This is a genomic window from Saccharothrix espanaensis DSM 44229 (assembly GCF_000328705.1).
In the GTDB taxonomy this organism is placed as follows: Bacteria; Actinomycetota; Actinomycetes; order Mycobacteriales; family Pseudonocardiaceae; genus Actinosynnema; species Actinosynnema espanaense.
On record NC_019673.1, the window covers coordinates 9284879 to 9308978 of the forward strand.

A 24100-nucleotide genomic window follows, 5' to 3' on the forward strand; every position below is an offset into this window, starting at 1 on the left:
CGGTCCGGCGCGGTCGGGCAGCGCCCGCGTACCCGAATGCCTCGCCGCAAGAGATGTGAACGTCCGCAAAACCGCGCATACGATCAAGGGATGGCACCCGACGCGGCGCGGCGGAGCGACCGTTCGAGGCGGGCCATCCTCGCCGCCGCCCTGGAGCTGGTCGAGACCGTGGGCTACGCGAAGCTGACCATCGAGGCGGTGGCCGCCCGAGCCGGGGTCGGCAAGCAGACCATCTACCGGTGGTGGCCGTCCAAGGGACCGCTGCTGTTCGACGCGTTCGTGGAGCTCAGCGCGGTGGGACGGGCGGTGCGGCCGTGGGGCGACCTGGGCGACGACCTCAAGGCCGAACTGCGCGACGCCATCGGCGAACTGGTCGAGCGGCGGTTCGACCAGGTGTGCCGGGTCCTGGTGCACGAGGCCCGCACCGACCTCGTCACGCTCCTGCTCACCCCCCGGCGGGTGGTCATGGAGCAGCGCCTGGCCACCGCGCAGCGGGCCGGCGAGATCCGCGGCGACGTGGACGTGCCGGCCGCCGTCGAACTGCTGCTGGGGCCGGTGTACCACCGGTGGCTGCTGCGCACCGGGCCGTTGACCGGGACGTTCTCCGACACGGTCGTGGACCTCACGCTCCGGGCGCTGCGCGGGTGAGCGTGATCGATAAGCTCTGTCGATCATGGGATACGCCGTCGTCGACGTCGAGACGACCGGGTTCGCGGCAGGGCGGTCGGACCGGGTCGTGGAGATCGCGGTCGTGCTGCTGGACGACCTCGGCCGGCCCGCCGGCGAGTGGTGCACGCTGCTGAACCCCGGCCGCGACCTGGGGCCGCAGCACGTCCACCGGATCAGCGCCGCCGACGTGTGGGACGCGCCGACGTTCGCACAGGTCGCCGGGACGCTGGCCCGGCTGCTCGCCGACCGGGTGCTGGTGGCGCACAACCTGGCGTTCGACGCCCGGTTCCTGGCCGCCGAGTTCGGCCGGCTGGGCGTCGACCTGGCCGTGGACGGCCTGTGCACGATGCGGCTCGCACCCCGCTTCCTACCGGGCGCGAAGCGCTCGTTGCAGGCGTGCTGCGACGCGGCGGGGATCGTCCTGGAGGACGCGCACTCCGCCCTGCACGACGCGCGCGCCACCGGGCGGCTGCTCGCGCACTACCTGCGCGACGGGGTGCCGGCCGCGCCGACCGTGCCGTGGCCCCGGCTGCCCGGCGACGACGTGGCCGAGGTCCGCCGCGGGCACGCGACCGTCGTGCGGGCCGTCGCGGACGTCCCGCTGGGCCAGGGCGACCTGGTGGTGTTCACCGGGCAGATGGCCGAGCCCCGCGACGTGTGGATCTCCCGCGCGCACGCCGCCGGTCTGGTCAGCCAGGGCTACGTCACCCGGGCGACCCGGGTGCTGGTGGCGGCCGACCCGTTCACGCTGTCGGGCAAGGCCCGGCGCGCGCGGGCCTACCGGGTGCCGATCGTGACGGAAGATCACTTCCAGTCGATGGTGGTTTCGTTACACGGCTGAGCAAAGATCACCGGACCGAGTGGTATCGGCGCTATTGAAAACGCCGCGACCTGCGGGGAGGCTCTTGACGAACAGCCTCCAGCCGGCGGAAGGCACGAGTCCTATGAGCACCGTGCAGACCACGACTTCCCGTGCCGTGTGGGACGAACTCGTCTCCGGGCTCCCGTTCGGGGTGCTGCTGCTGGACGACACCGGCGCGGTGCTCGCGGGCAACCGGGCCGCGGGCTCGATGATGGGCGTGCCGTGCGCCGCCCTGCCCGGTTCCCGCCGGACCGAAGCCTGGGACACCTCCGGCGCGCCGCTGCCGTCGTGCGCCGACCTGGCCGGGCAGGTGCTGCGCACCGGAGCCCCGCTGGTCATCCCGGTGGTGCTGCCGCACGCCCGGGTGTGGGCCGAGTACCAGCCGCTGGAACTGCGCGGCCAGGTCCTGGTGGTGCTGCGGCCGGTGCAGGCGGACGTGCCGCACTCGGCCCGGATGCTCGACGCGCTGACCGGGCTGCCCGGCCGGGCGCTGCTGCTCGACCGGCTGGACCAGGCGCTGACCAGGGCCCGGACCCACGGCACCCTGGCGTCGCTGGTGCTGGTCGACGTCTGCCGGCTCGCGGCGGTGAACCGGGAGCACGGCTTCCAGCGCGGTGACGAGGTCCTGTCGGTGATCGCGGGCCGGCTGCGGGAGGGCCTGCGCGACGACTACACCGTGGCCCGGTTCGGCGGGGACGAGTTCGCGGTGGTCGCCGAGCACCCGAACGGCAGCGGCGAAGCGGTCGCGGCCAGGGCGCGCGAGCTGGCCGGGCGGGCGGTGCGGGTCGCCGGGCGGCGGGTCCGGCCCGGCGTCCGGGTGTGCTGGGTGACCAGCGACGGCGACGCGCCCACCCACGCCGTCGTCACCCACGTCGAGGAACGCCTCCGGCACTGATCCCGACCACCACCGGCCCCGTGGGCCGATCCGAACAGACCCGAGCCCCGGCACTGGTCCCAAACAGGGCCGAGCCCCTGGCGCCGGAGTGCGCCAGGGGCTCGGTCGTCGGGTGAAGCGGGTCGGTCAGAAGCGCGGCAGGATCGCCGTGTCCTCCAGCATGTCGAACGCGGCCTGCGCGTCCAGCCCGGCCAGCGCCGGGGCGTAGGCGCGGTCCGGCGCCGTCCGCTCGGGGGCCAGCGGGTTCGGCACGCCGACCCCGCTCACCCGGTTGAACTGCGGCTTGGTTACCGACAGCGGGGGCAGGTCCGGGGTGATCTGGCGCGGCTGGGCGAAACCGGGCAGCGGCAGCACGATCGGCAGACCGGCCGGCGCGCCGAGCTGCGGCGTGGGCAGGCGGCGCTGCCCGCGCGAACCGGGCAGCGGGAGGCTGGGCAGGCCCGCGAGCCCGGCGGCGTCGTTGACCAGCGGCAGCGTGCCGGAGAACGAGCGCTCCTCGACCAGCGACGGAACCGGCACGCCGCGCTTCAACTGCGGCAGCTCGGCGGTCGCGGCGGTGTGGAACAACCGGTCGGCCATGCCGTTGACGAACTCACGGGCACCCGCGCGCTCAAGGCGGTCCAGGCGCTTGATGCCCTCCGGGCCCTGCGCCCGCGCCAAGCCCTCGTCGGCTCGCTTGAGAGCCTCCGCCTGCACCCGGCCGAGTCCCTGGACGCGGCCGAGACCTTCGGGGCCGCGGGCGTAGTCGAGGTACGGCGTGGCGTCCAAGCGGCCGAGACCTTCCTGGCCCCGCAGGTGGTTCACGCCGGCCTGCACGCGCCCCAGGCCCTCCGGCCCCTGCACGGCGGCCAACTGCTGGTTGACGGTGTTGGTCACCCGCCGCACACCCCGCACGTCCACCACCGAGGACACGTCGGGCACGCCGAGCCTGGTCACGTCCGGCACACCCGGGACGGCCGGGACTGCCGGCGGCGCGGGCTTCGCGAACGCGGGCACCGCGAACTCGGTGGTCACGTCCTCGGGCGTGGAGAACCCGGTCGCGGGCAGCGAGTCGAACCGGGTCGGGTCGGGCAGCTGGTTGAGCGGCAGCTGGTTGAGCGGGAGCTGGTTCAGCGGCAGGTCGACCGGCAGCTTCGGCAGCTGGACGGTGTCGGTCAGCGACCCCTGGTCGAGCACGCCGCCGACGTTGCCGAGACCGGGGAGCTGCGGCAGCGCGCCGCGCGGCTCGGGCACCGCCGACGGCAGGCCGAGCGACGGCAGGCCGGACGTGGGCAGGCCCAGCTCGTCCAGCCGGGGCAGCACCAGGGTGTCGCCCAGCGCCGCCGGGTCGGCCAGGGCCGCCGGGTTGGCCAGTGCGGCCGGGTCGAGCAGGCCGGCCGGGTCCACCGGCCCGCGGCCGACGCCCAGGTCGGACAGCCGGTCCAGGCTCCCGTACGAGCGCAGGGTGTCCAGGCTGCTCAAGGTCGGCACATCGGTCGACTCCATCAGGCTGTCGATGCTCTTGGGCAGGTCGATGCCCAGGACCTCGGCAGCGCGGGCGGCCTCCTCGGCGGCCTCGTCGCCGGTCAGCCGCGCCACGTGGTCGAGCGCCGCGGCGGTCGCGCTGTCCACCACGGCCGGCGGCACGTCGTGGATCGTCGGCAGGTTCGCCGGGTCCGGCACGGCGACCGGGCTCTTCTCGACGAGGTCGGCGGCGGTCCCGGTGGCGTCGGCGGTCGACGCCTCGTCCAGCGCGGCCGGCTGGAACTGGTCGGGCACCGTGGCCAGCACGCTGGTCGTCTCCGCGTCGGGCAGCAGGTCGGGAGTGCCGGGCACCACGTCGGTGACCGACTGGAGCGGGACGGCACCGAGCGCGCCGGGGGTCGCCAGGCCGCGCTCGCCGGTGGTGTTGGTGATGGTCGTGCCGCCGGCCACGGACCGGGACTGGCTGTCCACGACGTCGGTGGCGGTCTCGGTCCGACCGCCCGTGCCGCCGGCGGCGGCGGGTGCCTCGGGCGGCGCGACCAGGCTGCGCGCGAACGCGTCCGGACCGCCGGGTGCGGGGACGCCTGCCTGCGGGACGAACCCGCCGGTCACGTCCGACACGCCGCCGCCGAGCAGGGCGGCGGTCTCGCCGGAGGTCTGGCCCGGAGTGGTGGTCGCGACCTCGAAGATGTCGCCCACCACCGAGCCGACCGCGCTGGGCGCCCCGACCTGGCCGAACGGCCCGGTGGGTGCCTGGCGGCCGCGCGCGGTGGGCGCGAGGACCGCGTTGCGCGGGGCCTTGCGGTAGTCGTCCCGTGTGGTGGGACCGCCGGTTGTGATCACCTTGTCCTCTGAGGTGTTCTTGGACGCGGCGATCTCGGCGCGGACCTCGTCGCCGTAGTCCGCGGTGGACTTGCGCACCTGGGACCGGTCGACGTTGCTGGCCGAGGCTCCTCGGTCCTCGGTGGAGCCGCCGCGGTTGGCACCGCGGCCGCTGGGGAGGGGGTTCCCGTCGTGCCCGCAGCCCAGGGGGGCGTGGGCGGCGGCGATGCCGTGGTCGCACACGTCGACCACACCCGCGTCGGGGAGGTTCACGTTGTGTCCGGACACCAGGTGGGGGCCGACCCCGGTCACCGACTCGGCCTGCGGCCAGGGGTCGGTGGCGGCCAGCGACTCGGCCTGGGCCCACGGGTCGGTGGCGGCCAGCGCCTGGGCCTCGCCGAGGACGTCCGTGCCGGTCACCGACTCGGCTTCGGCCCACGGATCGGTGCGGGTCACCGACTCGGCGGCGGCCGCGGCGTCCGTGCCGGTGATCGACTCGGTCTCGGCCAAGGTCGCCGAACCGGTCACCGAGTCGGTGCGGGGCAGGAGATCGGCACCGGTCACCGACTCGGTGCCCGGCAGGGAACCGGTGCCGGGCAGGGAGTCCGTGCCGAGCAAGGAGCCCGTGCCGAGCAAGGAGCCCGTGTCGGGCAGGGAGCCCGTTCCGGGTAGCGAGCCGGTGCCGGGCAGCGAGCCCGTGTCGGGCAGGGAACCGGTGCCGGGCAGGGAACCGGTGCCGGGCAGCGAGCCGGTGCCGGGCAGGGCGTCGAGCGAACGGCCCTTCGGCGTGCCCGGGAGGCCGGGGAGTCCGCCGGTGACCGGCAGGTCCACCGGGAGGGCGGCCGGGTCGCCGGGCGCGGTCGGCTTGTCGATGGTCAGCGCGTCACCCGCGGCCGGGGTGGTCCCGGTCGTGGTCGGGGTGGGCTGGTCCGCGCCGGCGGCGGGCTTGGCGTCCTCCGCCGGGGTGGCGTCGCCCGCCTCGGGCGCGGTCTGCGCGTCGCCGACGGTCGGGGCGGGGGTGTCCGGGATGGCGGGCTTCTGGGTCAGCGGGAGGCCGGCGACGTTGCCGGGCAGCGAGCCGGACGCGCCGGGCAGCGACCGCTGACCGGCCGGGACGCCGTTGATCGGCAGCGCGCCCTGGCCGGGGAGCGCGACGCCGCCGGTCAGGGCGCGCAGCTTCGCGATGGTCTCCTCGACGGCGCCACCCGGGACCGCGGCACCGGTGTGCGGAACGTCGAACTGGCCCAGTTCGGGCCCGGTGACCTCACGGCCCGCGAACGAACCGGACGTGGTGACCGCGGAAGTGCTCTTGGTGGTCTGGTCGCACGTGCCGGTCGCCGCGGCGTCGCCACCGGGCGTGAACGCGCCGGAGCAGAGCCGGGCGGGCGGGGCGACGTCGGCGCCGACCTGGTGGCCGCGGGTCAGCGGCGTGGTGTCGAGCGAGTTCATCCGGTGCTGCGTGTCGCGGACCAGGGGGTTGGTCGGCGCGAAGGTGGTGCTCCGGGCACCGATCTCCCGGTCGATCTCCGGCGCACGAGTGCCGGTCGGCGTGCCCAGGTTGGTGTCGTCGACCTTCAGCGGCATCTGGAGCAGCGCGTCCAGCGGCGGCGGCGGAGCATCGGGGTTGACGTTCTCCTGGGCTGAAGCGATGCCCGTACCGAGCATCAGCAAACCACCCGTGACAAGTGCGGATTGGATACCGCGCTTGGCCCAGGTTTGCATGGGTTCTCCTTCTGCCAATGTCCCTTGCGGGAGGTGAAGGGTGGTCGGACGCGGACACCGCGTCAGGAGGCGACCACCCGGATCTGGGGGGGTGGTGGCGCGGCTGGTCGACCGGTGCTTCAGCGGTGCGCGAGAACGCGCGACGGTCGACTACCGGGACGGCTGGAGAGCCGTCGCGGACCGCGCGCGGAAATCAGTCAGGGGTGATGCCGGGCGACTTGCCGGGCATCACGGTGTTCCGCTCGGTGGCGGGCAGCAGTGCCCGAGCCACAGCGGAATCGGTGGTGGTGGCGGACTCGGCCGTGAACGGGCCGCTGTTGCCACCTGCGGAGCCGGAACCGTCGCCGACGCACGAACACTGCGCCGGCACCCCAAGTGGCGGCGCGAACGGGACGAACGGCGGTCCGGCGGGGACTCCCGGCTGGGAGTGGTCCTGCGATTCGTCGGGCAGCACGTCGAGCGGCTGCACCGGCGTCGACGCCCAGGTCTCGCTGAACTTCTCGAACGGCCCCCGCACCACCGGGGTGCCGACGGAGATCGGCACGGCGGTGGCGGCGGGGGCGGTCTCGACGCGCCGGCTCTCGGTCTCGACCGGGAGGCCCACGGGGGCTCCGGTGCGGACCGGCGCGCTCAGCGCGGGCAGGTTCGGCTCGAACCGGACGCCCACCTGGTCGAAGGTGCCGCGGAGACCGTCCGCGACGTCGACCAGGTCGGGTGGTGCGGCCTCGGTCGCCCGTTGGGCGAGCACCGAGGCGTCGAGGCCCTGCACGATCTCGCCGACCGGTGCGAGGACCTCGGGTACTGGTCGGTCCGCCACGACCTGCGTGACGGCGGCGACCACGTCGTCGGGATCGGCCACCTGTGCGGAGGCCGGTGCGGTGGACAGCGCCCACGCGGCGGCAGTGCCAGCCAGCGTGCCGCCGGCGACGAGCAGCGCACGGGTGAGCAGCCGCTTGACGCGACGCACCCCCGACTCCGCTCGACCGGCCGACGACAACACTGGTACCTCCACCTGAACGCCATGGGTGTGTCGGCACGGTGGATCGAAACGATCATGTCGATCGAAGACGATCAAGCCGACGCCGTCGAGCGTGCCGGCAGGCGAGGGCGGCTCGCACCCCTTCGCCGGCGGGTTCCCCGGATCGTGTGATCGACACAGCGTGTTGTCGGGCTTAACCCTGCGTGTTCACCACTGGTCAGACCCGCTTCAGCACCCGGGCCGCGCCCGCCGCCGCCGTCGAGGCGAGGATCCAGCCGACCGCGATCAGCGCACTGGCCAACCACTGCGACGCCCCGCTGAACTTCCACTTGCCGTCCTGCCCCAGGTCCACGATCGGGATCAGCAGGTCCATCGACAGCAGCCACGGGTTCCAGGTGGGCGACTCGTCCTTGTTCAGGTTCGGCATCTCGTGGCCGACGAACCACAACGCCCCCACCAGCCAGAACGCCATGATCCAGGCGATCGCCAGCCACGGCCGGTAGCCGTAGCCCACGGTCCAGCGCTGGAGGGAGCCCCACACCCGCCCGGCCCGGCCCAGCTCGGAGTACCGCCGGTGCTGCTTCTCCAGCTGGACGTCCTGCGCGAGTTCCTCTTCACCACCGTCGCGGTAGACGTTCGCCAGCTGCTCGTAAGGCCCCGGCGCGAAGTCCGGCTGCACCTCGCGCAGCCAACGCAACCGCGTGTGCACGTCCACGGGCGGCGTGGACGAGATCGAGCTGAACGTGAAGTCCTCCACGTCCACGCCACCGGTCGCCGCCCACAACCCCGGACCGTCGTGCACGGCCGTCGCGTTCACCCGCCGCAGCACCACGCGACCGACGGGGATGGTGTCCTCCGACAGCCGCAGCACCAGTTGCTGCACGGTCAGCCCGTACGCGTTCAGCGCGATCTCGGACTTCGGACCGCCCAACCGCGCCCCGGTGAACGTGGCCATCTTGCCGACCTCCGCCAACCGGATCCGCACGCCGCCCGCAGCGGTGAACCCGTGGCTGCACAGGAAGTCCTTGCCGATCGTGGCCACCCGCGCGTCCAACGACGGCTTCAGCGTCCCGTTCACGCGCAGGCGCGGGGACAGCAGCAACGCCCCGGAGCAGTCGAGCGTGGAGCCGATCTCCGCGTTCTGGAGCCGCAGCGACCCCTTCGCGCGCAGATCGCGCAAGAACAAGGTGCCGCCCACGCGCAGCCTGTCGGCGAACAGGACGTCGATGCCCGGCCCGTGCAGTTGCACGCCGGAAAGGCTCGCGCTGCCTTTGACATACGCGTCCACGAGCCGCACCTGCCCGTAGGCGCGCAACGCCGACTCGCTCGCCCCGCCGCCCTGGAACCCGCCGTTGACCGCACCGCGGGCTTCGAGGTCGCCGCGCACCTGGATGCCGTCGGCGTGCAACGCCACCGGGATGCGGTCCACGATCTCGCGGGCCTCCAGCTCCTCGACCACCTCCTGCTGCCCGATGGCCGCGCCGGACAGCCGGAGGTAGCCGCCGATCTCGGCGTTGGGCAGGCGGACCGTGCCGCTGGAGGTGAACCCGTCGTCCAGCTCGACGTTGCCCTCCACCCGGATGCGGTCGGCCACCAGCGCGGCGGCCTCGTCGGCGGTGCCGCGCGGGATCACCAGCACCGGGCGGTCGACCACGCTGGCCCGCAGCCGCGCGCCGGAGAACACCACGTTGCCGCCGACCCGCGCGCCGTCGAGCAGGATCCGGCCCTCGGCGGTGAACCGGCCGCCCTCGGCGTCGCAGAACAGGTTGCCGGCGATGGTGATGCCGGAGCCGTCGAGCGCGTTCTGGCCGGGGTTGACCAGCCGCGCGCCGCCCAGGTGCACCGAGCCGCCGACGTTCGCGCCGCGCAGCCGCACCTCGCCGCCCGCGCGCAGGGCGATGGCCTGCAACGAGCCGGACAGCCGGATCCGCGCGGCGAGCAGCGCGTGGTCGCCCTTGCTCCGCAGCACCGCGCCGGCCAGCCGGAACGTGCCGTCGACGGTGGCGTCGGTCAGGTCGACCACGCCGTCGCTGGTGAACCCGGCCTCCAGCACCAGGTCGCTGCCGACGCGGAGGTTGCGCCCCCACAGGCCGGGCACCTTGCAGCCGCGCATCCGCAGCCCGACCAGGTGCGCCATCCGCAGGTCCGGCGGCTGCTCGAAGGTGCAGTCGAGGAAGTCCACGACGTGCTCGACCCGCACGCCCTCCAGCGCGAACAGGCCGACCACGTGCGCGCCGACCAGCCGCAGCGCCGCGCCGGGGATCCGCTCGACCAGCAGCGCCGAGAGCACCTCGCCGCGCACCGTCCGGTCGCGCCGGGGCGCCTTGGTGTCGAACCGGATCCGGCGACCCGCCGCGAAGGCGGCGCGGAGCAACTCCTCGGCGTCGGTCATCGGCCGATCCGATCATCCCGGCGACCTCCGTGACCAGGCTTTGGGTCAACTCACAGCCGTGTTGCCGGTTTGTTCGGCCTGCGGAAAGCAAACGCGGGCTACGGTGATCGTGTGACGGGGAGCGAGTCGGAGATCAGTGGGCGGGTGCCGCGGCTGCTGAGGATCAGCGCGGCGTTGAGCTGGCGGTTCGTGGCGGTCGTGGCCGCGCTGTACGTGGTCGGCGTGGTGGTCGGGTACCTGACCACGATCGTGATCCCGGCCGGGATCGCGCTGCTGCTCGCGGCGCTGCTGTCGCCGGCCGTGGCGGCGCTGGCCCGGGTCGGCGTGCCGCGCGGGCTGGCCACCGGGCTGGTGCTGATCGGCGGGATAGCCGTGGTGGGCGGGGTGCTGACGTTCGTCATCACCGAGTTCTCCAACGGCCTGCCGGAGCTGCAGAAGCAGATCAGCGCGAGCATCGACACCATCCGCGGCTGGCTGCACGACGACCTGCACCTGAGCGACCTGCAGCTCCAGCAGTACCTGGACAAGGCGCTGCAAACGGTGAAGGACAACCAGGCGCAGATCACCTCCAGCGCGCTGACCACCGCGGCGACCGTGGGCGAGCTGCTGACCGGGCTGCTGCTGGCGCTGTTCACGCTGATCTTCTTCCTGCACGACGGCGACGGGATCTGGCGGTTCCTGGTCCGCGCCGTGCCGACCGACGTGCGCGACCGGGCGGACGTGGCCGGTCGGCGCGGGTTCGCCTCGCTGGTCTCCTACGTGCGGGCGACCGCGCTGGTGGCGGTGGTGGACGCGGTCGGCGTCGGCATCGGCCTGTGGATCGTGGGCGTGCCGCTGGTGGTGCCGCTGTCCGCGCTGGTGTTCCTGGGCGCGTTCATCCCGATCATCGGCGCGGTGATCACCGGCGCGGTGTCGGTCCTGGTGGCGCTGGTCGCCGTGGGCCCGGTGGCGGCGCTGGTCGTGCTGGCCATCCTGATCGGCGTGATGCAGCTGGAGAGCCACGTGCTCCAGCCGCTGCTGCTGGGCCGCGCGGTCAAGCTGCACCCGCTGGCCGTGGTGCTGGCGATCACCGCCGGGTTGGTCGTGGGCGGGATCGCCGGCGCGCTGCTGTCCGTCCCGCTGCTGGCGGTGCTGAACTCGGGCATCCGGTCGCTGATGTCCGATTCGGACAAGAGCGTCGCGCCGAAGAGCGTGGACGTCCTCGAACCCCAGGAGAGCGGCCCGCCGGACACCGGCGGCGAGCGCGTCGACGAACTGGGTGAGGACGAGACGAGCCCCGAAGGCACGCAGGAAGGCGCGCAGAAGGACGAAGAGAAGAAGGGCTGATGGCCGGCCCGGAGGACGGCTTAGGCCATCACCACCAGGTTGCGGCCGTAGCCCTTGGCGGCCAGCAGCGCGGAGTCGGCGGCGACCAGCAGGTCGGGCAGCTCGTAGCCGAACCGCTGGGTGGTCGCCACGCCGATGCTCACCGTCAGCCCGGTCAGCAGGTGCTCGCGGCCGTCCGTGCCGACCGTGGTCACGGCCAGGTCCGCCACGGCGTGCCGGACGCGCTGCGCCACGGACCGGGCGATCGCGGGTTCGGCGTCGGGCAGCAGCACCACGAACTCCTCGCCGCCGAAGCGCCCCACCAGGTCGCCGCGCCGGACCGTGCCGGACAGCAGCACGGCGATCGCGCTCAGCGCCGCGTCGCCCGCCAGGTGCCCGATCCGGTCGTTGACCCGCTTGAAGTGGTCCAGGTCGAGCAGCATCACGGCCATCGGCCGGCTGCGGGAGCGCGCCTTGGCCAGCTCGTAGCGCGCGCGGCCGTCCCAGTGCACGGCGTTGGCCAGGCCGGTCTTCGCGTCCCGTTGCGCGGACCGGCGCCACTGCGGGAGCTGGGCGGCGCGTTCCAGCAGGGCCATCGGCGCGGCGGCCATCAGGGCGTGCACCGGGGTGGTCGTGGCGACGAACCCCATCAGGCCGCCGATGCTCACCGCGACGATTCCCAGCACGGCGTCGATCGGTTCGCCGACGACCTCCTCGGCGGTGGCGCGCGGGCTGCGCAGCTTCAGGCCGAGCGCGATCAGCGCCGCGCGCACCACCAGCAGGGCCGTCGCGCCGAGCACCATCACCGGCAGGTCCTGGGTCGGGTCGGTCCAGCCGAGCAGGTACCGGGTGCCGAACACGGCCAGGGCGGTCGCGGACAGCGTGAACACCCAGCGGTGCGACTCGGGGCGCTGCCCCAGCACGCCGTGCAGCGCGGGCCCGAACAGCAGCAGGACCAGCAGGTTGCACGGCAGCGCGATGACGCCGGCGGTGAGGTAGCACAGGTGCGCGGCCCACGGGTTGCGCTCCGACTCGTCCACCCGGTGGCTGTAGATCGAGCTGCCGATGATCACCGCCCCGGCGGTGCCGGCGATCACGCCGAACCGGGCGACCTCGGCGGGGTCGGGCTGCGGCGACGAGGCGATCACGTACACGACGACCGCGAGGGCGAGGGCGTCCACGAGCAGCCAGTAGGCCAGGGCGGCACGCTTCAGCGTCCACAGTGGCCACGCTCGCACGCTCAGCCCACCCCCGGCGTCGTAGGAGTCGAATGGCGCGGTGTTCCCGGGAAGTCACACCCAGTGATGACGGCAAGCCTTCCACACGTGGTCGTCGCGGAACAGACGGCCACCTGGGGGTTAGCCACACCACTCCGACACGGCAAAATCAGGGGTGAAGGGAGCACACCGTGCACACAAATGCCGCCCAGGCGGGTCCATCGGTGACCGAGGACCCCGTCGCGCACCTCTGGCGGGGAACCGTAGCGCTACGCATCGTGACGTTCCTGTTCGCTCTGGGCAACGCGATCGTGCACCACACGATGTACGCCCGCCCGTGGCTCGCCTGGACGGCGATCGGGGCGATGGCGGCCTGGTCGCTGTTCACGATCCACGCCTACAGCCGGGAGAGCGGCCGGCGGCCGTGGGTGGTGGCCGCGGACCTGGCCGTCGTGTGCGGGTTGATGTCCCTGTCGCCGTTGATCATGACCGACACCCAGTTCCTCTACAACGTCCCGCTGATCACGACCATCTGGGCGTGCATCCCGGCGGTGGCCGCCGGCGCGCTCGGCGGGCAGGCCGCAGGCGCGCTGGCGGGCCTGGTGGTCGGCCTGAGCACCTACCTGAACCGGGGCGCGAGCTCCGTCGACCTGGTGCGCGACGTCGTCCTGCTGGCGGGCGCCGGCCTGGTCGTCGGCATGGCGTCGAGCACCGCCCGGCGGGCGTCGGCGCGGCTGTCGCAGGCGTTGCGGACCGAGGCGGCGACGGCCGAGCGCGAGCGCCTCGCCCGGTCGATCCACGACGGCGTGCTCCAGGTCCTGGCCCGGGTCCGCAAGCGCGGATTGGAACTGGGCGGCGAAGCGGCGGAACTGGCCGAGCTGGCGGGCGAGCAGGAGGTCGCGCTGCGCTCGCTGGTGGCCGCCGCGCCGACCGAGTCGACAGTGGACGGTGACGCGGACCTGCGGCCGGCGTTGCAACTGCTGGCCACGCCGAGGGTGCAGGTGTCCACACCGGCCACTCAGGTGATGCTGCCCGCCGCGACCGCGTTCGAGCTCACCGCGGTGGTGCGCGAGGCGCTGTCCAACGTGGACAAGCACGCCGACGGGGCGAAGGCGTGGGTGCTGCTGGAGGATCTGGGGGAAGAGGTCGTGCTCAGCGTGCGTGACGACGGACCCGGCATCCCGGACGGGCGGTTGGCGTCGGCCGAGGCCGAGGGTCGGATGGGCATCGCCCAGTCGATCCGCGGCCGGGTCGAGGCGCTGCGTGGCACGCTGGAGCTGCAGACCGGCCCGGGGGAGGGCACGGAGTGGGAGGTGCGGGTCTACCGATGAGCGTGTCCGTGATGGTGGTCGACGACCACCCGCTGTGGCGTGACGGTGTCGCGCGGGACCTGGCCGAACGCGGGTTCGAGGTGGTCGCGACCGCGGGCGACGCGGCGTCGGCGGTGCGCATCGCGCGCGCCGTGCGGCCCGACGTGGTGCTGATGGACCTCAACCTGGGCGAGCAGTCCGGGGTCGAGGCGACCACGATGATCACCGGGTCGCTGAGCGACACCAGGGTGCTGGTGCTGTCCGCGAGCGGTGAGCACGACGACGTGCTGGAGGCCGTGAAGGCCGGCGCGTCGGGGTACCTGGTCAAGTCGGCGTCGGCCGACGAGCTGGTCGAGGCGGTGAACCGGACGGCCGCCGGCGACGCGGTGTTCACCGCGGGCCTGGCCGGTCTGGTGCTCGGCGAGTACCGGCGGATGGCGGCGACGCCGGACGAGGACAAACCGCAGCTCACCGACCGGGAGACCGAGGTGCTCCGGCTGGTCGCGAAGGGCCTGACCGCCCGCCAGATCGCGAACCGCCTGGTCATCTCGCACCGCACCGTGGAGAACCACGTGCAGTCCACCCTGCGGAAGCTGCAACTGCACAACCGTGTCGAGCTGGCGCGCTACGCCATCGAGCACGGACTCGACGTCGAACCGGAGGGGACATGACGGATCCGAGGCAGTGGCGGGTGTCCGACGCCGAGCGCGAGCACGTGGTGGAGCTGTTGCAGAAGGCGGTCGGGCGCGGGCTGATCACGCTGGACGAGTTCACCGAGCGGTCCGACACGGCGCTGGCGGCCAAGACCCGCGAGGAGCTCAACGTCGTGCTGCTCGACCTGACCGGGCTGGTCAGCACCGAGCAGCAGCAGTTCGCGGCGGTGCAGGGGCTGGCCGCCGGGCACGCGCCGGGCGCGGTGGCGGGTTTCGGGCAGGACCGGCAGGTGGAGCTGAAGTCCACCTTCTCGTCGGTGCGCCGCAAGGGCTCGTGGGTCGTGCCGCGCACGATGGTCGTGCGCAGCCGGATGGGGTCGACGGACCTCGACTTCCGCGAGGCGACCATCGCGCACGCGGTGGTGGACATCGAGCTGGACGTGATGGCCGGGTCGGTGAAGCTGGTGCTGCCGGAGGGCGCCTCGGTGGACGCGGACGGCGTGCAGCTGGCGGCGGGGTCGTTGAAGGACAAGGTCGGCGGGGCCGGCGGCCGGCCGCACTTCGTGCTGCGCGGGAACGTGACCGGCGGGTCGCTGGAGATCAAGACGAAGGGCAGGTGGTTCGGCAACGCCTGACGCGGTGCCGCGCCGATCGCCTCGCGACCGGGTCGACGGGTCTGCTTCGATCGCGGGATGTGGACGGGGGAGAAGGTCCGGCTGCGGGCGGTCGAGCCGGAGGACTGGACGGCGTTCCGGCGGTTCGACGCGCTGTCCACGTCGGGCGTACGTGCGGGCCGGGCGGTTCTCGTACGGGATCGGGATCGGGCGGGAGCACCAGCGGCGCGGGTACGCGGCGGAGGTCGTGGTGCTGCCGCTGACCTACATGTTCGGCGAGCGCCGGCTGCACAAGTGCGCGGTGTCGGTGCACGCGTTCAACTCGGCGTCCGTCGCGCTGCACGAGAAGCTCGGCTTCCGGCACGAGGGCCTGCTGCGCGACCACGAGTTCTTCGCCGGACGGCACCACGACGTCGTGCTGATGGGCCTGACCGCACCGGAGTTCGCGACCACCCACCCGTTCCCGCCGGTGCGGTGACCGCGCCGGTTCACCGGGTGCCGGCCGCCCGCTCCCGCATCGCGTCCAACGCCTCCTGACCGGCACTGATCATCTTGACCAGCGCCGCCGTGCTGAAGGTCAGTTCGACCTGTCCGCCGGGGAAGGTGAACTTGGCCCAGTCCGCGCCGGTCTGGTGCGTGATGCGCACGTCGTCGTCGAAGTCGGCGGCGGTCCAGAGTTCGGGCTTCGACACGTCGATCATGGCGGCACTCCCAGAGAATTGAGTAAGTTACTCGTTTGATTACCTCAGCGTGGTCGATGCTAGCGAGTAAGTTGCCGAATACCCGGTAACCAAACGGGTGAAAGTGCTGCTGCGGGTGCGGGCCCGTCGAGGCGGCAGGATGTAGCGGATCCCCCGCCGACACGTGAGGACCACGGCATGACGTCACCGGCAGCGACGACCTACCGCGTCGTGCTCGGCATCTTCCTGCGCAGCCTCCGCGAGCGCGCCGGACTGTCCCCGACCGAGATCGCGCAGCGGTTCGGCTGGTACGGCGTCGGCAAGGTCAGCAAGCTCGAAGCCGGGACCGTGCGGCTGACCGAGGAAGAGCTGACCGGACTCCTCGACGCGTACGGCGTCACCGAACCCGAAGCCGCCAAGCTCCACGAGTTCGGCGCGGTCGCCCGCACCCGCACCGGCGGCGGGCGCACACCGGCTTGGGGCGACACCTACAAGGTCCTCGAAGCCCACGCGTCCGAGATCAAGACTTATCGGGAGACCGTGCTGCCCGGCACAGTCCAGACCGAGGACTACGCACGGGCCCTGTTGTCCATGTCGCTCACGACGCCGCCCTCCGAGGTCGCGGGGGCCGCGCGCGAACGTGCCACCCGCCAAGCCCTTCTCACGTCCGACAACCCGCCGGGCTTCTGGCTCGTCGTCGCGGAACCCGCGCTGCTACGCCCGATCGGTGGCACCGAAGCATTCCGCGCCCAGTTGGAACGACTGCGCGAACTGGTCGACCTGCCGCACGTCACGTTCCAGGTGCTGCCGTTGGAGCAGGGCGAGCACCACGCCGTCGGCACGCCGTTCACCTTGCTGCGCTTGAACGTCCCGGCGCTGTCGATCGCGTACCTCGAAGGTCTGACCGACGCCAACTACCTGGACCACCCCAAGGAGACCGACGTCTACACGCTGGCGTTCGACCGGCTCCGGGTGACGGCCTTGGACGACCGGACATCGGCGAAGATGTTGGATCGTCGGATCAGCGAACTCAAGTAGCGAAAGGGGCACCCACATGCCGGCCCCGGACTTCCCCACCGCACGCTGGCGCAAGGCCAGTTACACCGAGGGCAACGACAACTGCGTCGAAGTGGCGCGCGTGACAGGCGTCGTGGCCTTGCGGGACTCGAAGAACCGCACCGGTCCCGTGCTGGCGTTCCCGGCGGCGAGCTTCGCCGGACTGCTGGACGGGCTCAAGACCGGACGGGTCTGACGTCACGTGGGCGGGACGCGCGTCCCGCCCACCCGTCACACCCGGTCGTACACCGTCACCACGACCACGACCACGACCACCGACAAAACCGGTCCCTGTCCTGCGCGATCGGGCCCGCACCCCGAGGATCGGGGGATGCGTTGCCTTGTCACCGGAGCGACCGGGTACCTCGGCGGGCGGCTGGTGCCGCGCCTGCTCGCCGAGGGCCACGAAGTCCGTTGTCTCGTGCGGGACCCCGGGAAGCTCCGGGACGTGCCGTGGGCGTCCGAGGTGGAGGTGGTGCGGGGTGACGTGCTGGACGCCTCGACGTTGTCCGCCGCAGTGGACGGCATCGACGTCGTGCACTACCTCGTCCACTCGCTGAACAACTCCGACTTCGCCGACGCCGACCGCAAGGCCGCCGAGAACACCGCGCGGGCCGCCGAACGGGCCCGGGTCAAGCGGATCGTCTACCTGGGCGGGCTGCACCCGGAGGGGGGCCACCTCTCGCCGCACCTGGCCTCCCGCAAGGAGGTCGGGGACATCTTCCTGGCCTCCGGGGTGCCGGCGGTGGTGTTCCAGGCGGCGGTGATCATCGGGTCCGGGTCGGCCAGCTTCGAGATGCTGCGCTACCTGTCCGAGCGCCTGCCGGTGATGGTCGCCCCGCGCTGGGTGCACAACCGGATCCAGCCGATCGCGGTCCGGGACGTGCTCCGCTACCTGGTGGAGGCGGTGAGCCTGCCGGACGGGATCAACCGGACGTTCGACATCGGCGGCCCGGACGTCCTGACCTACGAGGACATGATGGTGCGGTACGCGCGGGTGGCCCGGCTGCTCCCGCGCAAAGTCGTCGGGGTGCCGTTCCTGACGCCGAAGTTGTCATCACATTGGGTGAACCTGATAACGCCTGTGCCGCGTTCGATCGCCGCGCCGCTGATCGAGTCCCTGGTGCACGAGGTGGTGTGCCGCGAGGACGACGTCCTGCGCCTGCTGCCCGGACCGACCACCGGCTACGACCGGGCCGTGGAACTCGCGCTGGCCAAGATCATGGACGCCGACGTGGAGACCCGGTGGTCGAACGCCTCGCTGCCGGGCGCGCCGTCCGACCCGCTGCCGACCGACCCGGACTGGTCCGGCGGCTCGTCCTACGCCGACGTCCGCGAGCAGCCGACGAAAGCCTCGCCGCAGCAGCTCTGGGCGGTCGTCGAGGGCATCGGCGGCGAGCACGGCTGGTACTCGTTCCCGCTGGCCTGGGCCGTGCGGGGGTGGCTGGACCGGCTGGCCGGCGGGGTCGGGCTGCGGCGCGGCCGGCGCGACCCCCGCCGGCTGCACGTGGGCGAGGCGCTGGACTGGTGGCGGGTCGAGGAGATCGAGCGCGGCCGGCTGCTGCGGCTGCGCGCGGAGATGCGGGTGCCCGGCCTGGCGTGGCTGGAGCTCCAGGTGTCCGACGACGGCGAGGGCGGCTCCACCTACCGCCAGCGCGCGGTCTTCGTGCCGCGCGGACTGGCCGGGCACCTCTACTGGTGGGCCGTCTGGCCGTTCCACGGCCTGGTGTTCGGCGGCATGGTCCGCAACATCACCAGTGAAGCGGAGCTTACAAGCGAGTTCAGAAAGTCCTGATGGACTGCACAAGCGCGACGGGAGCACACTGCCGGCATGAAGGCACTGGTCAAGGCGACCGCCGGGCCGGGACTGTCGCTGACCGACGTCCCCGACCCCACCCCCGGCCCCACCGACGTGGTCGTCCGCGTGCTGCGCACCGGGATCTGCGGCACCGACCTGCACATCGACTCGTGGGACGACTGGGCGGCGCACAACATCAAGGCCCCCCTCGTCCTGGGCCACGAGTTCGTCGGCGAGGTGGTCGAGACCGGGCCTTCGGTGACCGGCGTCAAGGTCGGCGACCTGGTCAGCGGCGAGGGCCACCTGGTCTGCGGCACGTGCCGCAACTGCAAGGCCGGCCGCCGCCACCTCTGCGCGCACACCAGGGGCCTGGGCGTGCACAGCGACGGCGCGTTCGCCGCGTACGTCGTGCTGCCAGAGGAGAACGCGTGGGTCCACCGCGCGCCCGTCGACCTCGACGTGGCCGCGATCTTCGACCCGTTCGGCAACGCCGTGCACACCGCGCTGTCCTTCCCGGTGATCGGCGAGGACGTGCTGATCACCGGCGCGGGCCCGATCGGCATCATGGCCGCCGCCGTCGCCAAGCACGCGGGCGCGCGCAACGTCGTGATCACCGACGTCAGCGACCACCGGCTGGACATCGCCCGCAAGGTCGGCGTCGACCTGGCGCTCAACGTCGCCGAGCACACCATCGCCGACGCGCAGCGCGAACTGGGCATGTCCGAGGGCTTCGACGTCGGCATGGAGATGTCCGGCAAGCCCGTCGCCCTCCAGGACATGATCGGCAACATGGCGCACGGCGGCCGCATCGCGATCCTGGGCCTGCCCGCCGAGCAGTTCCCCGTCGACTGGAGCAGCGTCGTGCTGAAGATGCTGCACATCAAGGGGATCTACGGCCGGGAGATGTTCGAGACCTGGTACTCGATGTCCGTGCTGCTGCAACGCGACCTCGACCTGACACCGGTGATCACGCACCGGTTCGACTACACGGCGCACGAAGAGGCCTTCGCCACCGCACGCGAAGGCAAGTGCGGCAAGGTCATCCTCGACTGGACGGGAGCCAACTGAATGTACGGCGCGATGCGCGACGACCTGCGTACCGGCTTGGACGAGATCCGCGCGGCGGGCCTGTACAAGGCGGAACGGGTGATCGGCACCCCGCAGAGCGCGGCGGTCCGGGTCGGCGCGGGCGACGAGGTGCTGAACTTCTGCGCCAACAACTACCTGGGCCTGGCCGACCACCCGAAGCTCGTGCAGGCGGCCAAGGACGCCCTGGACCGGTGGGGCTTCGGCATGGCGTCCGTGCGGTTCATCTGCGGCACGCAGGAACCGCACAAGGAGCTGGAGCGCCGCCTGTCGGAGTTCCTGGGCACCGAGGACACCATCCTCTACAGCTCGTGCTTCGACGCCAACGGCGGCCTGTTCGAGACGCTGACCGGCGCGCAGGACGCGATCATCTCCGACGAGCTCAACCACGCGTCGATCATCGACGGCGTGCGGCTGTCGAAGGCCAAGCGCCTGCGCTACAAGAACCGCGACCTCGACGACCTGGAACGGCAGCTCAAGGACGCCGCCGACGCCCGGTACCGGCTGATCGCGACCGACGGCGTGTTCTCCATGGACGGCTACCTGGCCCCGTTGGACGGGATCTGCGAGCTGGCCGACCGCTACGACGCGCTGGTCATGGTGGACGACTCGCACGCCGTCGGCTTCACCGGGCCGACCGGGCGCGGCACGCCCGAGCTGTTCGGCGTGCAGGACCGGGTGGACGTCGTCACCGGCACGCTCGGCAAGGCGCTCGGCGGCGCCAGCGGCGGGTACACCTCCGGGCGCGCGGAGATCGTGGAGATGCTGCGGCAGCGGTCGCGGCCGTACCTGTTCTCGAACTCGCTCGCGCCGTCGATCACCGCCGCCGCGATCGCCACCCTGGACCTGCTCGACTCGTCCAGCGAGCTGCTGACCCGCCTGCGGGAGAACACGAAGCTGTTCCGGGACCGGATGACCGCCGAGGGCTTCGACCTGCTGCCCGGCGAGCACCCGATCATCCCGGTGATGATCGGCGACGCCGCCGAGGCGTCCCGGATGGCGGACCTGCTGCTGGAGCAGGGCGTCTACGTCATCGGCTTCTCGTACCCGGTGGTGCCGCACGGCAAGGCGCGCATCCGCACCCAGCTGTCGGCGGCGCACTCGACCGACGACGTGAACCGGGCCGTGGACGCGTTCGTCGCGGCGCGCGCGATCATGCGGGGAACAGCCTGACCCGTGGAGCGGATCGGGTAACGCCCGCCCGTGGACCGTGCCCGGCTGCCCGGCGAAAGGTAGCCGCGTGGTGCTCGGCACGCCGGCCGGTTCGTACGGCGCGATGGCCGCCTGGCCGGTCGACTCGGCGGTCGACTCGGCGGTCGACTCGGGCCAGGGTGAGCGGACCGGACCCCGGGGCTGACCAGACAATGGGCCGATGATCGATCCTCGACGGCTGCGCGTGCTCCGGGCACTGGCCGACCACGGCACGGTGACCGCCGCGGCCCAGGCGCTGCACCTGACACCTTCGGCGGTGTCGCAGCAGTTGGCGGCGCTGGAGTCCGAGGTCGGGCAGGACCTGCTGCGCCGACGTGGCCGGCGGGTGTCGCTGACCTCCGCCGGTGAGCTGCTGGTGCGCCACGCGAACGCGGTGGCGGCCGAGCTGGAACGCGCCCAGGCGACGTTGGCCGGGCTCGCGACGGGCACGTCCGGCCTGGTCGACGTGGGCAGCTTCGCGTCGGCGATCACGCTGGTGGTCGCGCCCGCGCTGGCGGCCTTGCGCGGGTCGGTGCCAAACGTGGTGGTGCGGGTCCGGGACGTCGAGGGGGACGCGTCGGTGCCGCTGCTGCTCGACGGCGAGATCGACCTGGCGATCACCGAGGAGTACCGGCCCCGGCGCGACGACGGCCGGCTGACCCGGTTCCCGCTCTACACCGAGCCGTTCGACGCGGTGCTGCCGCCCGGCCACCGGCTGGCCGACGGCGGGCCGGTGGACCTGCGCCGGCTGGCCGAGGACGACTGGGTGGCCACGCCGCCCGGCAACCCGGTGCGCGACGTGCTGGAACTGGCCTGCGGCGAGGCCGGGTTCGCGCCGCGGATCACCCAGACGTCCAACGACTTCAGCGCGATCGGCGCGCTGGTCGCGGCGGGCGCGGGCGTGGCCCTGGTGCCCCGGCACGCGCTGCGGGGCGTGCCGGTGGTGGGCGTGCCGGTGGTGGGCACGGCCCCGTTGCGCCGGGTGTTCGCGGCGGTCCGGAAGGGCTCCGAGGACCACCCGGTGGTCCGGTCGGTCTGCGAGGCCCTGACCTCCGCTGCCCAGCCCGGCCGTCCGGAATCCGACCCCATCGGGTGACGTCCGCTCCTGCCGGGAGGAGCACACATCACGCGCCCGTGTGAAGCCCCTGGCATCCCACCGCCGGACCGTCCATGGTGGACGTCATCACCACGACGACAGAAGGCGGCCCCCGATGCCAACCCACCCCACCCGAAACGCCGGCGCTGTGCGCACCACAGGGCCTGCCGCAGTACTCGCTGCCGCAGTACTCGCTGCCGCCGTCAGTGCGGAGCGCGGGCCGCGAGCTTCGCGGTGGCCGGGTCCGCCGCCGCGAGCGCGCCCCGGGCCGCGAGCTGGCAGAGGTCGTAGCTGGTGCCGGCCAGTTTCGCGCCGACCCCGGCCAGCGCCGTGTGGTTCATCGACAGGCTGGTCACCCCCAGCCCGATCAGCACGCAGGCGAGCAGCGGGTCGGCCGCCGCCTCGCCGCACACGCCGACCGGCTTGCCGAGCTCCGTGCCGGCCTCGCCGACGAGCCTGATCAACCGGAGCAGCGCGGGCTGCCACGGGTCGTTGAGCGCGGCCACCGCACCCACCTGGCGGTCGGCGGCGAACAGGTACTGGGCGAGGTCGTTCGTGCCCAGCGACACGAAGTCCACAGCCGCCAGGATCTCCCGGGCGGCCAGGACCGCCGCCGGGATCTCGATCATCACCCCGGCCCGCTCGATGCCGGCCTTGCGGGCGCGCTCGACGAACCAGGCGGCCTCGGCGGCGGTCGCGACCATCGGGGCCATCACCGAGACGTCCGCGCCGCTGTCGGCGGCGGCGAGGGCGATGGCCTCCAGCTGCCGGTCCAGCACCTCGGGTCGGTCGAAGGCGACCCGCAGCCCACGCACGCCCAGCGCCGGGTTGGGCTCGGGGTCGGGCTCCAGGAACGCCAGCGGCTTGTCCGCGCCCGCGTCCAGCGTGCGCACCACGACGGGCTTGCCGGCGAACGGCGCGAGCACGGCCGCGTAGGCCTTGCGCTGCTCCTCGACGGTCGGTTCGGCGGTCGAGGAGAGGAAGCAGAACTCGGTGCGGAAGAGTCCGACCCCCTCCGCGCCGCCGGCCGCGGCGGCTTCGGCGTCGCCGGGCGAGCCGACGTTGCCCAGGACCTTCACCCGCAGGCCGTCGCGCAGCACGCCGACGCCGTTCCACTCGACCTTCTCACCGGTGTTGGCGGCGAGGACGGTGCCGTCGGACTCCTGCACGGCGCCCGTGTCGCCGTCGACGGAGAGCGCGGCGGCGTCCAGCGCGAGGACGCCGCGGCAGGCCACGACGGCCGGGATGCCGAGCGAGCGGGCCAGGATCGCGGTGTGCGAGGTGGGGCCGCCCTCCTCGGTGACCAGGGCCAGCACCTTGGCCGGGTCGAGGCCGGCGGTGTCGGCGGGTGCGAGGTCGCGGGCGACCAGGACGCTCGGGGAGGTCAGCTCCGGCACACCGGGCGCGGGCACGCCGAGCAGTTCGGCGACCAGTCGGTCACGGACGTCCTGCACGTCGCGGGCGCGTTCGGCCATGTACCCGCCGGCGGCTTCCAGCGCGGTGATGAAGCCGGCCGCGGCCTGGTGCACCGCGCGTGCGGCGGGCAGCGACTTGTCGGCGACGAGCTTCTCCGCCTGGGAGAGCAGTGCGGGGTCGGCGGCCATCGCGGCGGTGGTCTCCAGCACGGCCTTGGCGTCGCCGGTCACCTGGGCGGCGCGGGCGAAGAGCCGTTCGGCGACCAGGTCGGCGGCCGGGCGGAGGCGCGCGGCCTCCGCCGCCAGGTCGTCGGGGGCCGGTGTGGACGGTGGCTCGCCCAGCGCCTCGGCCACTCGCACCACGGGCCCGGAAGCCCGACCGGAACTGACACCGACACCGCTCAGCCGCGCGCTCGACATGGTCTAGACCATACCCTCCGGGTCGACGGGACGTGAACAGCCAACGCCACTTCAGCCCACTCCGCTACCGCAGGAAACCTGCCCGAGACCCGGCCTCAGCCGGCCAACCCGACGACCGGCGACAGTCCCGTCCCGCTCAGCACCACCGAGCCAGCCGCGGCGACGATCCACGACCGGTGCCCGCCACCCACCTCGAACCGCTCCAAAGGGACCACTGAGGCGGTCCTTCGGCCAGGTCCTGGGTGACCACCGCCGGGCCCGCGCCCGGAAGTCGCAGACCCGAAAGAACGTGCGGCGCTGGTGGCCGCCGGTGATCGCGTCGGCCGGCAGACCGCCGCCGGTCATCGCCACCACTGCGGTCGAGCCGTCCGAGGTCGCCCGCCCGTCGACGTGGCGAGTTGGCGCGGCCGGGCCACGCGGTGACCGGCACGTCGTGCCGCCACCGCTCCTCGCC

General features: G+C 73.0%; 20 protein-coding genes. 14 read left to right on the forward strand and 6 right to left on the reverse strand.

Going from position 1 to position 24100, the window contains the following annotated elements; translation table 11 throughout:
* Window positions 1–90: 90 nt before the first annotated feature.
* From BN6_RS41075 to BN6_RS41085, 3 genes are all read left to right on the forward strand, one after another.
* Window positions 91–648, forward strand: a complete 558-nt coding sequence (locus tag BN6_RS41075) for a TetR/AcrR family transcriptional regulator (protein WP_015105798.1) — start codon at window positions 91–93, stop codon at window positions 646–648.
* Window positions 649–673: 25 nt separating this feature from the next.
* Window positions 674–1510: an exonuclease domain-containing protein gene (locus tag BN6_RS42830; protein WP_015105799.1), complete on the forward strand. Its 837-nt coding sequence runs from the start codon at window positions 674–676 to the stop codon at window positions 1508–1510.
* 103 nt (window positions 1511–1613) lie between these two features.
* Window positions 1614–2426, forward strand: a complete 813-nt coding sequence (locus BN6_RS41085) for a sensor domain-containing diguanylate cyclase (protein ID WP_041315741.1) — start codon at window positions 1614–1616, stop codon at window positions 2424–2426.
* 126 nt (window positions 2427–2552) lie between these two features.
* Here BN6_RS41085 and BN6_RS41090 read toward each other — a convergent pair whose 3' ends face one another.
* The 3 genes from BN6_RS41090 to BN6_RS41100 all read right to left on the reverse strand — a co-directional run bounded on the left by BN6_RS41090 (window position 2553) and on the right by BN6_RS41100 (window position 9805).
* Entirely contained in the window at window positions 2553–6377 is a 3825-nt protein-coding gene (locus tag BN6_RS41090) for a hypothetical protein (protein ID WP_041315743.1), read from the reverse strand.
* Between the two features lie 250 nt (window positions 6378–6627).
* Window positions 6628–7401 carry a hypothetical protein gene (locus BN6_RS41095; protein WP_148303192.1) on the reverse strand — a complete coding sequence of 258 codons (774 nt, stop codon included), beginning with the start codon at window positions 7399–7401 and terminating at the stop codon, window positions 6628–6630.
* Between the two features lie 229 nt (window positions 7402–7630).
* Window positions 7631–9805 carry a translocation/assembly module TamB domain-containing protein gene (locus tag BN6_RS41100; protein ID WP_015105803.1) on the reverse strand — a complete coding sequence of 725 codons (2175 nt, stop codon included), beginning with the start codon at window positions 9803–9805 and terminating at the stop codon, window positions 7631–7633.
* Window positions 9806–9916: 111 nt separating this feature from the next.
* Between BN6_RS41100 and BN6_RS41105 the strand changes: the two genes are divergently transcribed.
* Window positions 9917–11131, forward strand: coding sequence for an AI-2E family transporter (locus tag BN6_RS41105; RefSeq protein WP_015105804.1), 1215 nt, complete (start codon window positions 9917–9919; stop codon window positions 11129–11131).
* Window positions 11132–11151: 20 nt separating this feature from the next.
* Here BN6_RS41105 and BN6_RS41110 read toward each other — a convergent pair whose 3' ends face one another.
* Window positions 11152–12348, reverse strand: coding sequence for a GGDEF domain-containing protein (locus BN6_RS41110; protein WP_015105805.1), 1197 nt, complete (start codon window positions 12346–12348; stop codon window positions 11152–11154).
* Between the two features lie 170 nt (window positions 12349–12518).
* On the opposite strand from BN6_RS41110, the gene macS reads away from it, so the two are divergent.
* The 4 genes from macS to BN6_RS41130 all read left to right on the forward strand — a co-directional run bounded on the left by macS (window position 12519) and on the right by BN6_RS41130 (window position 15382).
* Entirely contained in the window at window positions 12519–13658 is a 1140-nt protein-coding gene (macS, locus tag BN6_RS41115) for a MacS family sensor histidine kinase (RefSeq protein WP_015105806.1), read from the forward strand.
* Window positions 13655–14308, forward strand: coding sequence for a response regulator (locus BN6_RS41120; RefSeq protein ID WP_015105807.1), 654 nt, complete (start codon window positions 13655–13657; stop codon window positions 14306–14308). The genes macS and BN6_RS41120 overlap by 4 nt, the downstream gene beginning before the upstream one ends.
* Window positions 14305–14925, forward strand: a complete 621-nt coding sequence (locus BN6_RS41125) for a DUF1707 SHOCT-like domain-containing protein (RefSeq protein WP_015105808.1) — start codon at window positions 14305–14307, stop codon at window positions 14923–14925. The genes BN6_RS41120 and BN6_RS41125 overlap by 4 nt, the downstream gene beginning before the upstream one ends.
* A 151-nt stretch (window positions 14926–15076) precedes the next feature.
* Window positions 15077–15382: a GNAT family N-acetyltransferase gene (locus BN6_RS41130; RefSeq protein ID WP_051075908.1), complete on the forward strand. Its 306-nt coding sequence runs from the start codon at window positions 15077–15079 to the stop codon at window positions 15380–15382.
* A 10-nt stretch (window positions 15383–15392) separates the two neighbouring features.
* Here the strand turns inward: BN6_RS41130 and BN6_RS41135 are convergent, their stop codons facing one another.
* Window positions 15393–15605, reverse strand: a complete 213-nt coding sequence (locus BN6_RS41135; protein WP_015105810.1) for a hypothetical protein — start codon at window positions 15603–15605, stop codon at window positions 15393–15395.
* Between the two features lie 177 nt (window positions 15606–15782).
* Here BN6_RS41135 and BN6_RS41140 point away from each other — a divergent pair, with 177 nt between their 5' ends.
* The 6 genes from BN6_RS41140 (at window position 15783) to BN6_RS41165 (ending at window position 21811) form a co-directional block, all read left to right on the forward strand.
* Window positions 15783–16622: a helix-turn-helix domain-containing protein gene (locus BN6_RS41140; RefSeq protein WP_015105811.1), complete on the forward strand. Its 840-nt coding sequence runs from the start codon at window positions 15783–15785 to the stop codon at window positions 16620–16622.
* 16 nt (window positions 16623–16638) lie between these two features.
* On the forward strand, window positions 16639–16836 hold the full coding sequence (locus tag BN6_RS41145; protein ID WP_015105812.1) for a DUF397 domain-containing protein: 198 nt from the start codon (window positions 16639–16641) through the stop codon (window positions 16834–16836).
* A 135-nt stretch (window positions 16837–16971) separates the two neighbouring features.
* Window positions 16972–18435: an SDR family oxidoreductase gene (locus BN6_RS41150; RefSeq protein ID WP_015105813.1), complete on the forward strand. Its 1464-nt coding sequence runs from the start codon at window positions 16972–16974 to the stop codon at window positions 18433–18435.
* 36 nt (window positions 18436–18471) lie between these two features.
* On the forward strand, window positions 18472–19506 hold the full coding sequence (tdh, locus tag BN6_RS41155; protein ID WP_015105814.1) for an L-threonine 3-dehydrogenase: 1035 nt from the start codon (window positions 18472–18474) through the stop codon (window positions 19504–19506).
* Window positions 19507–20697 carry a glycine C-acetyltransferase gene (locus tag BN6_RS41160; RefSeq protein ID WP_015105815.1) on the forward strand — a complete coding sequence of 397 codons (1191 nt, stop codon included), beginning with the start codon at window positions 19507–19509 and terminating at the stop codon, window positions 20695–20697. It abuts the gene before it with no gap.
* Between the two features lie 199 nt (window positions 20698–20896).
* The gene (locus tag BN6_RS41165; protein WP_015105816.1) at window positions 20897–21811 is read left to right on the forward strand and encodes a LysR family transcriptional regulator; all 915 of its coding nucleotides are present in this window, start codon (window positions 20897–20899) and stop codon (window positions 21809–21811) included.
* 203 nt (window positions 21812–22014) lie between these two features.
* Here BN6_RS41165 and ptsP read toward each other — a convergent pair whose 3' ends face one another.
* Complete coding sequence (gene ptsP / locus BN6_RS41170) at window positions 22015–23646, reverse strand: phosphoenolpyruvate--protein phosphotransferase (RefSeq protein WP_015105817.1); 1632 nt, start codon at window positions 23644–23646, stop codon at window positions 22015–22017.
* Window positions 23647–24100: the final 454 nt, after the last annotated feature.

Coding starts and splice junctions, on each gene's coding strand:
- BN6_RS41085 (WP_041315741.1), top strand. CDS start 1,614: ATGAGCACCGTGCAGACCACGACTTCCCGTGCCGTGTGGGACGAACTC.
- BN6_RS41090 (WP_041315743.1), bottom strand. CDS start 6,377: ATGCTCGGTACGGGCATCGCTTCAGCCCAGGAGAACGTCAACCCCGAT.
- BN6_RS41145 (WP_015105812.1), top strand. CDS start 16,639: ATGCCGGCCCCGGACTTCCCCACCGCACGCTGGCGCAAGGCCAGTTAC.
- BN6_RS41150 (WP_015105813.1), top strand. CDS start 16,972: ATGCGTTGCCTTGTCACCGGAGCGACCGGGTACCTCGGCGGGCGGCTG.
- BN6_RS41135 (WP_015105810.1), bottom strand. CDS start 15,605: ATGATCGACGTGTCGAAGCCCGAACTCTGGACCGCCGCCGACTTCGAC.
- tdh (WP_015105814.1), top strand. CDS start 18,472: ATGAAGGCACTGGTCAAGGCGACCGCCGGGCCGGGACTGTCGCTGACC.
- BN6_RS41100 (WP_015105803.1), bottom strand. CDS start 9,805: ATGACCGACGCCGAGGAGTTGCTCCGCGCCGCCTTCGCGGCGGGTCGC.
- BN6_RS41160 (WP_015105815.1), top strand. CDS start 19,507: ATGTACGGCGCGATGCGCGACGACCTGCGTACCGGCTTGGACGAGATC.
- BN6_RS41120 (WP_015105807.1), top strand. CDS start 13,655: ATGAGCGTGTCCGTGATGGTGGTCGACGACCACCCGCTGTGGCGTGAC.
- BN6_RS42830 (WP_015105799.1), top strand. CDS start 674: ATGGGATACGCCGTCGTCGACGTCGAGACGACCGGGTTCGCGGCAGGG.
- BN6_RS41125 (WP_015105808.1), top strand. CDS start 14,305: ATGACGGATCCGAGGCAGTGGCGGGTGTCCGACGCCGAGCGCGAGCAC.
- ptsP (WP_015105817.1), bottom strand. CDS start 23,646: ATGTCGAGCGCGCGGCTGAGCGGTGTCGGTGTCAGTTCCGGTCGGGCT.
- BN6_RS41165 (WP_015105816.1), top strand. CDS start 20,897: ATGATCGATCCTCGACGGCTGCGCGTGCTCCGGGCACTGGCCGACCAC.
- BN6_RS41140 (WP_015105811.1), top strand. CDS start 15,783: ATGACGTCACCGGCAGCGACGACCTACCGCGTCGTGCTCGGCATCTTC.
- BN6_RS41075 (WP_015105798.1), top strand. CDS start 91: ATGGCACCCGACGCGGCGCGGCGGAGCGACCGTTCGAGGCGGGCCATC.